The sequence below is a fragment of the Rhizobium sp. PDO1-076 genome, assembly GCF_000247475.1.
GTDB lineage: Bacteria > Pseudomonadota > Alphaproteobacteria > Rhizobiales > Rhizobiaceae > Allorhizobium.
Genome location: NZ_AHZC01000075.1, coordinates 1 through 7956 on the forward strand (window position 1 = coordinate 1; position 7956 = coordinate 7956).

5 protein-coding genes and 1 pseudogene are annotated in these 7956 nt (G+C 62.0%); 4 read left to right on the plus strand and 2 right to left on the minus strand.

Annotated features, from left to right (window positions below):
- The first annotated feature begins 379 nt into the window (after positions 1-379).
- Together PDO_RS06040 and PDO_RS06045 are read left to right on the plus strand one after the other, a co-directional pair.
- The gene (locus PDO_RS06040) at positions 380-1906 is read left to right on the plus strand and encodes a M48 family metalloprotease (RefSeq protein WP_007599233.1); all 1527 of its coding nucleotides are present in this window, start codon (positions 380-382) and stop codon (positions 1904-1906) included.
- A gap of 259 nt (positions 1907-2165) precedes the next feature.
- On the plus strand, positions 2166-3572 hold the full coding sequence (locus tag PDO_RS06045) for an adenylate/guanylate cyclase domain-containing protein (RefSeq protein WP_007599238.1): 1407 nt from the start codon (positions 2166-2168) through the stop codon (positions 3570-3572).
- A gap of 144 nt (positions 3573-3716) precedes the next feature.
- Here the strand turns inward: PDO_RS06045 and PDO_RS06050 are convergent, their stop codons facing one another.
- Positions 3717-4589 (minus strand): RNA polymerase factor sigma-32, encoded by an 873-nt coding sequence (locus tag PDO_RS06050; RefSeq protein ID WP_007599239.1) that lies wholly within the window; start codon positions 4587-4589, stop codon positions 3717-3719.
- Between the two features lie 411 nt (positions 4590-5000).
- The gene (gene leuB, locus PDO_RS06055; protein WP_007599240.1) at positions 5001-6113 is read right to left on the minus strand and encodes a 3-isopropylmalate dehydrogenase; all 1113 of its coding nucleotides are present in this window, start codon (positions 6111-6113) and stop codon (positions 5001-5003) included.
- A gap of 185 nt (positions 6114-6298) precedes the next feature.
- Here leuB and PDO_RS06060 point away from each other — a divergent pair, with 185 nt between their 5' ends.
- Both PDO_RS06060 and PDO_RS28725 read left to right on the plus strand, forming a co-directional pair.
- On the plus strand, positions 6299-7231 hold the full coding sequence (locus PDO_RS06060; protein ID WP_007599241.1) for a pyridoxal-phosphate dependent enzyme: 933 nt from the start codon (positions 6299-6301) through the stop codon (positions 7229-7231).
- 261 nt (positions 7232-7492) lie between these two features.
- Positions 7493-7956 (plus strand): annotated as a pseudogene (locus PDO_RS28725) (hypothetical protein); the annotation flags it as partial.

Below are 7956 nucleotides of genomic sequence, written 5' to 3' on the forward strand. Positions count from 1 at the left end.
TGAGGCCGGTCGCGTGCTGGTTGCAGCGGCGACGGCTGACTTTTTTGCCCGGCAGGACCTCGACGCGGTGCGGCGCTTTGGCGGACCGGGTGCCCGGCTCGGTGCCGGACTTGGTGTTGGCGAGCGGCCTTCGCCTTAATTTCGTCGTTCGCCGGTGTCATGCGCCAAGGGAATGGGTGCTTGGCGTCAACAAGCCTTGGTCATATCGTGTGTCGCCACTATCTTAATCAGCATGCGGTTTTTTCGCATTGTGTGAAATGGCGGCAGATGCTTGATGGGATAGACCGATTCTCGGTTTGCTTGGTTGCGTGTTTGCGTGGCTATCGACCGGGATCTCGGGCTCGACAGGCGCTGACGAAGGTTTAGGCAAAGGGGCAGGATGCAGTTTTTGACTGGGAACAGCGCGTTGGTCGCCGAAAACGTTCGGCGGCGCGGGTCCGCGAGGTTTGTCTCGTCGATTGCTGGCCTCGTCAGCCTCAGCCTCCTGTTGTCTTCCTGCCAGTCGCTGTTCGAGCAGGCCTATGTGCCGAGCGTCGCACCGTCGACCAATCCGCAGATCGTCGACGAAGTGCAGAAGGACGATCCGCGGGCGCAGATGGGCGCACGCGAACATCCGCGCATCGTGGCATCCTATGGCGGCGAATATTCCGACGCGAAGACCGAACGGCTTGTCGCGCGCATTGCCGGGGCGCTGACGGCGGTGTCGGAGAATCCGAACCAGTCCTACCGCATCACCATCCTCAATTCGCCGGCGATCAATGCGTTCGCGCTGCCGGGCGGTTATCTCTATGTGACGCGCGGGCTTTTGGCACTGGCCAATGACGCATCGGAAGTGGCGGCCGTGCTCAGCCACGAGATGGCGCATGTGACCGCCAATCACGGCATCGAGCGGCAGCGCCGCGAAGAGGCGGAAGTAATCGCCAGCCGGGTGGTCGCCGAAGTCCTGTCGAGCGATCTTGCCGGCAAGCAGGCGCTCGCCCGCGGAAAGTTGCGCCTCGCCGCATTCTCGCGCCAGCAGGAGTTGCAGGCCGACGTGATCGGCGTGCGCACGCTGGGCGAGGCCGGATACGACCCTTATGCAGCGGCGCGTTTCCTCGATTCGATGGCGCGCTACAGCCAGTTCACCTCGGTCGATCCCGATGCCGACCAGAGCCTCGACTTCCTGTCGAGCCATCCGAACGCGCCGCAGCGCGTCGATCTCGCCAAGCGCCATGCAAGGGCGTTTGGTCCGGAGGGTACGCATGGCGAGACGGGGCGCGATTATTATCTGAACGGCATCAATGGTCTGCTCTATGGCGACAGCCCGCAGGAAGGCTATGTGCGCGGCCAGACCTTCCTGCATGGCACGCTCGGCATCCGCTTCGACGTGCCGGCCGGCTTCCAGATCGACAACAAGGTCGAGGCGGTGCTGGCGACCGGGCCGGGCGATGTGGCGATCCGTTTCGACGGCGTCGCCGACAGCCAGAAGATGACGCTGTCGAACTATATTTCCAGCGGCTGGGTCACCGGCCTTCTGCCGGAAACGATCCAGATGACCACGGTCAACGGACTGGAGGCGGCCACCGCGAGGGCCTCGGCCGATCGCTGGGATTTCGATATCACCGTGATCCGCATCGGCACGCAGATCTTCCGCTTCCTCACCGCCGTGCCGAAGGGCAGTGCGGCCCTGGAGCCGACGGCGCAGCAGTTGCGCACGAGTTTCCGGCGGATCTCGCCGGAGGAAGCCGCGACATTGAAGCCGCTCAGGGTTCGCGTCGTCACCGTCGGGGCAAAGGACGATATCGGCACGCTGTCGGCCCGGATGATGGGCACCGACCGCAAGCTCGAACTGTTCCGGCTGATCAACGCGCTGGGACCGACATCGACGGTGGCGCCGGGCATGCGGGTGAAGATCATCTCGGAGTGAGGCTTTCCTCACTCAGAGCCCGGTCATGCGCTGGGTGGGGTCGGTGGCCACGTCCCAAACCTGGTGGCGAACTGCTCGAGGCGGCCGCCGAAGCAGCCGGGGATATCCTCGCATGTCGGCACCCCATAGGGACGATCCAAGCAGATCGGGGAACGAACGGCATCCAGGCCTATCGATTTTCTTTAGGACACTCCCAATCCCATGGTATGATCCGGGTCCTGGCGTCGTCCGCCGTGGGTTCTGCACGGAGACTTGTCTCATGAGTGAAATGGACGTGCTTTTTTCCACCCTGCGACAGGCGGCTGACCCGCAGACGGTGGCGTGTATCGAAAACGTCGTCCGGCACGGCTCGGATCGTGATCTCAATCGCATCAATGCGCTTGCCTTCGCCGATAAACATAATCTCGATGCGGAGAAAACGATTGCGGCGCTTCTCCATGCCGCCCGCATCGGCGCATTCGAGATGACCTGGAATGTCCTTTGCCCTGGATGCGGCGGCGTCCTCGACAGCGGCGCCACTCTCAAGGGGGTCGTCCAGGACACCTACCACTGCGCGCTCTGCGCGGCCGGATACGAACCGACCCTCGACGAGATGGTCGAGGTCACCTTTACCGTCAGTCCGAGAGTGCGCAAGATTGCGGCCCACGACCCCGATCGGCTGTCTCCGCTTGAATATTACCGGCAGATCTTCTTCAGCTCCGGCGTGGACCTGCCGGATGATCTGGAGACGCGGTTCGAACGCATCCTTCTGGAGATGATCGAGCTTGCGCCGGGCGAGAAGGCTTTCGTTTCGCTGCAGCTGCCGGCGCAGTTCGTCATCATCTTCGATGCGGTCACGCATTCGGCGCAATTCATCGACGTGCAGGGCGAGCCCACCGACGAACGTCAGAACCTCTCGATGGTCATGAGCCGGGCGCACACGCCGAATGAAACGCTGATCCTACGTCCCGGCCAGTTGCGGCTGACCCTCGAAAACCACACCGATCGCAGAGTTGTGCCGAATGTCTGCATCGCGGGAGACGACCTGCACGAGCTCCTCGGCCGCAGGCGCGCCTTTCTGACGGCCAAGCGGCTGCTGACGAACCAGAGTTTTCGAGACATCTATCGGACCGACACGCTCGACGTCGACCAGCGCCTCAAGATCACCAGCCTGACGTTCCTGTTCACCGACCTGAGGGGCTCGACCGCGCTCTACGAGCGCGTCGGGGATCTTGCCGCTTTCGATCTGGTGCGGGAGCATTTCAGAGTTCTTCACGAGATCGTCGCCACAGAGGCCGGAGCGGTCGTCAAGACCATAGGCGATGCCGTGATGGCAACCTTTCCGAGCCCGGACCGCGCGGTGGCGGCCGCGCTCAGGATGCGCGAGGCGATGCTGCGGCTGAATACCGAACACGGCAGCGACGACCTTCTCCTGAAGATCGGCATTCATGAGGGACCATGCCTCGCCGTCAACCTGAACGACCGTCAGGACTATTTCGGCCAAACCGTCAATATCGCGTCCCGGGTCCAGGGCCTTGCCGATCCGAATGTGATCATGACGACGGAGGCGATCGTCGGGGACGCCAAGGTTTCAGAAATCCTCAGCAACGGCGGCATCACATCGGCCTCCCGGATGGAGGAACTGCACGGCATCGGGCGTGAGGTGAGGATTTTCGCACTGTTGTGAGTTGGTCTGCTCGTCGACGTGACGGTCAAGTCGAGTCATATCGCCATGGCTGCTTTCACCATGGCGCAAAGATTTCGCTTATTTGACTCAGGGGAAAAAAGCCAGCGTCTCCATCGGCCTCTTTCGCTCAATCCCTGACTGCCCTCAATAGGCCATCTCGTAGCGGCTGGCTGCCGGTACGCGGGTGGTCAGCGCGAATTTCAGCTTTTCCAGAGCGCGGGTCTCGATCTGGCGGACGCGTTCCTTGGAGATGCCGAGTTCGACGCCGAGTTCTTCGAGGGTCGCGCCGTCTTCGGTCAGGCGGCGGGCCTTGATGATGCGGCTTTCGCGTTCATTGAGCTGGGTCAGAGCACTTCTCAGCCAGCCGGTCCAGCGTTCGCCGTCGATAATGCTGGTTGCCTGTTCGTCCGGTAGCGTCTCGTTGCTTTTCAGCATTTCGAGCTGTTCTGCGCCTTCGCCATGGCGGCCGGCGACGGGGGTCTGCAGGGAGGCGTCATTGCCGGTCAGGCGGGCGTCCATCGACTGCACGTCGGCGAGGCTGACGCCGAGCGCCGAGGCGATTTCCTGGTGGATGGCCTGGTCGCTTAACCGGTTGTCGCCCTGGGCGAGCTTGGCGCGCAGGCGGCGCAGGTTGAAGAACAGCGCCTTTTGCGACGAGCTCGTGCCGCCACGCACGATCGACCAGTTGCGCAGGATGTAATCCTGCATCGAGGCGCGGATCCACCAGCCGGCATAGGTCGAGAAACGGACCTCGCGACCGGGATCGAAGCGGGCGGCGGCCTCGAGAAGGCCGATATAGCCTTCCTGGATCATGTCGTTAAGCGGCAGGCCGAAGCCTCGGAATTTCGAAGCCATGGCGATGACCAGGCGCATATGGGCCTGGGCGATGCGGTTGCGCGCATCCTGGTCGTTGTTGTCCTTCCAGCGGATCGCCAGATCCAGCTCTTCCTGCCGTTCGAGATAGGGCTGCGACATCGCGTATTTGATGATGTGTCTGTCAGCGGACATGGCTTTCATCGAAATCTCTCCATGGTCGGTGCGGACCGTTTGCTGGCAAGAGCCTCATTTGCGCATTTAAGCATCAACGGACAAAGGGCGCTAATGTTCCATGGCATGCAGAGGCGTCTGGTCGAGGTTTGACTTTGTTCAGGCCGGCTTGCGGGGATCTGTCGCGACGGCTGCGGCCGATCTCAGGCTTTGTCTGTTCTGATTACGCTGGAGAGGCGTGTCCGGATTTGTACCGCACAGTGAGACGTCGGGATTCTCACGCAGTTGTGACCATTGCCCGGTAGATGAACGTGGTGGCAGGCGGGATGACAAAGCGAGATGACGAAGCCAGATGACACAGGGGACGCCGGATGGGACGAACGCAAAACGGCGCGGATTGCTCCGCGCCGTTCATATTTTCGCCGAGGCGAAAGAGATCGATCAGGCCGACAGGGCCTTGAATTCGGCGAGGATCGCATCGCCCATTTCGACGGTGCCGACTTCCGTTGCGCCTTCGGCCATGATGTCGCCGGTGCGGATGCCCTTGTCGAGCACGTTGGCGATCGCCTTTTCCAGCCGGTCGGCTTCCTCGACCATGTTGAACGAGTAGCGCAGGCACATGGCGAACGAGGCAATCATGGCAATCGGGTTGGCAATGCCGCGGCCGGCGATGTCCGGGGCCGAGCCATGCACCGGCTCATAGAGCGCCTTGCGCTTGCCGGTCTTGGCGTCGGGCGCGCCGAGCGAAGCGGACGGCAGCATGCCGAGCGAACCGGTCAACATGGCGGCGACGTCCGACAGCATGTCGCCGAACAGATTGTCGGTGACGATGACGTCGAACTGTTTTGGCGCACGAACGAGCTGCATGCCGCCGGCATCGGCCAACATGTGCTCGAGCTTGACGTCGGAGAACTTCTCCTTGTGGGTCGCGGTGACCACCTGGTTCCACAACACGCCCGACTTCATCACGTTGCGCTTTTCCATCGAGCAGACGCGGTTGCCGCGGGTGCGGGCCATCTCGAAGGCGACGGCGGAAATGCGCTCGATTTCGTAGGTGTCGTAGACCTGGGTATCGATGGCGCGCTTCTGGCCATTGCCGAGATCGGTGATGGTCTTCGGTTCGCCGAAATAGACGCCGCCGGTCAGTTCGCGGATGATCAGGATGTCGAGGCCTTCGACCAGTTCGGGCTTCAGCGACGAGGCGTTGGCGAGCGCCGGGTAGCAGATCGCCGGGCGCAGGTTGGCGAAGAGCTCGAGATCTTTGCGCAGGCGCAGCAGACCGGCTTCCGGGCGCACCTCGTAAGGAACGTCATCCCATTTCGGGCCGCCGACCGCACCGAACAGCACGGCATCGGCGGCAAGCGCCTTGGCCATGTCGTCTTCCGAGATCGCGGCACCATGGGCGTCATAGGCGGATCCGCCGACCAGGCCTTCCTCGATGACGAAGCCGGCAGCCTTTTCGGCATTCATATAGGCGATGATCTTGCGGACTTCGGCCATGGCCTCCGGGCCGATGCCGTCGCCGGGCAGGAGAAGAAGATTGCGCTCAGTCATGATAGCCTCCGCTGAAAAACAAGTTGCGGTTTCTTAGACCCCGACCCCTGGCATTTCAAGCGAGCAAGAGGCCGAAACGGTACGGTTTGCGGGCTGGCCACACGCATCCCTGCTCGGTTGACGGGCCTGCGTTTGCCGGTCACAAGTGCGCATCTCTGTCCAATTCCGGTGATCCAATGCCCCCCATGCCTGCGCTTCCCCTGCATCTCGACACGCCGCTGTTTCGCACCAGCGAAGCCTATAGCAAAAGCGGCCGGCCGCTGTGGCTGAAGCTCGATGCGCTGCAGCCGTCCGGCAGTTTCAAGCTGCGCGGCGTCGGCCGGCTTTGCCAGCATGAGGTGGAGAACGGCGCTGGGGAAATCTTCTGCGCTTCGGGTGGCAATGCCGGCATTGCGGCGGCCTATGCGGGCCGCGCGCTCGGCGTGCCGGTGACGATCGTGGTGCCGGAAACGACTTCGGTCGAGGTGCGGCTGCTGATCGAGGCGACGGGGGCTGCGGTTCTCGTGCATGGCGCGGTGTTCGACGCGGCGAATGCCCATGCGATCGCGCTCGCCGAGGCGCGCAAGGCGGCCTATGTGCATCCCTTCGACCATCCGCTGCTCTGGGAAGGTCATGGCACGCTGATCGACGAAGTGGTGGCGAAGGGGGCGGAATTCGACTGCGTCATTGCCAGTGTCGGCGGCGGCGGGCTGATGGCGGGTATCGTCGAGGGATTGCGGCGCAACGGGCTTTCGCATGTGCCGGTGATCGCCGTCGAAACCGAGGGAGCTGCCTCGCTCAATGCCAGCGTCATGGCCGGCGAGCGGGTGACGCTGCCGGCGATCACGTCGATTGCCAATTCGCTCGGCGCGCGCCAGGTGGCGCAACACGTGTTCGAGCTGCCGAGCAGCCATCCGATCGAGAGCGTAACGGTCAGCGATGCGGACGCGGTGGCGGCCTGCCTGAAATTTGCCGATGCCTATCGCATCTTGGTCGAGCCGGCCTGCGGCGCAGTGCTCGCCGTTGCCGATGTGCATGCCGGGCTTTTGTCGCGATTCCAGAACCCGCTGATCGAGGTCTGTGGCGGCATCGGCGTGTCGCTTGCCAAGCTGAGGGCGTGGCAGGAGACGCTGCTTTAGGCGCTGATATGGGAAGACGGCCGGGTCGGGTGCGGGGGACATGCTGGGCGCTTGGGTTTTGGGGAATGCCATGGCTGGTTTGCGCCGCACCCAGTCGAATACTTCGGCCGATTTGTGCAACAGCAGACATGATGCTTTGCGTAGGTTATGGTCGCGTTTCTGCTCTCTTCGGACGTTCAAAGTGGAAATCAGACGGCTTGAAAGCCGCCATTATCGGTTGCAATCAAAGGCCCCCAGTTCGTAGGTGCGTTGAAGGATAACATGCCGAAATATTGGAAATGGACCGTCGTCGTTGCTCTGATGGTTGGGATGCCTTGGGTGGGGTCTCAGCTCTACTTAAGGAGCCATCACCTCAGAGTTGTTCCGGAGGCGTTGAATGTTTCCAATGTTCTTTATGTTTCGGAACAGTCGTGGGGCTTCGGTCCGGGTGGAAATGAGACTGGGCTACTGGTCTTCCAACTGCCTGCCTCAGTTGCCGCGCAAATAAAGGCCCGTGGGATAGGCTACCTAGAAAAATTGCCCCAAAACCCTTGGGAGGGATGGCAGGGGAGGTACACAGAATGGCGCGAGACGCCATTGATGATGGATGACGATTGGGGTTCGGCGTCTTATGAAGGAAGGAAGTATTGGACCTCTCCCGGTATTGGCGACTATCTTAACAAGTACGGTTTCCCCGTTCCCCTAGAGAAGACGTGGGAAGATATGGTCAACCGCGCCTTCTCTAA

Bases quoted from the DNA above. Each gene is read 5' to 3' on its own strand.
- leuB (WP_007599240.1), bottom strand. From the start codon at position 6,113: ATGACTGAGCGCAATCTTCTTCTCCTGCCCGGCGACGGCATCGGCCCG.
- PDO_RS06040 (WP_007599233.1), top strand. From the start codon at position 380: ATGCAGTTTTTGACTGGGAACAGCGCGTTGGTCGCCGAAAACGTTCGG.
- PDO_RS06060 (WP_007599241.1), top strand. From the start codon at position 6,299: ATGCCTGCGCTTCCCCTGCATCTCGACACGCCGCTGTTTCGCACCAGC.
- PDO_RS06050 (WP_007599239.1), bottom strand. From the start codon at position 4,589: ATGAAAGCCATGTCCGCTGACAGACACATCATCAAATACGCGATGTCG.
- PDO_RS06045 (WP_007599238.1), top strand. From the start codon at position 2,166: ATGAGTGAAATGGACGTGCTTTTTTCCACCCTGCGACAGGCGGCTGAC.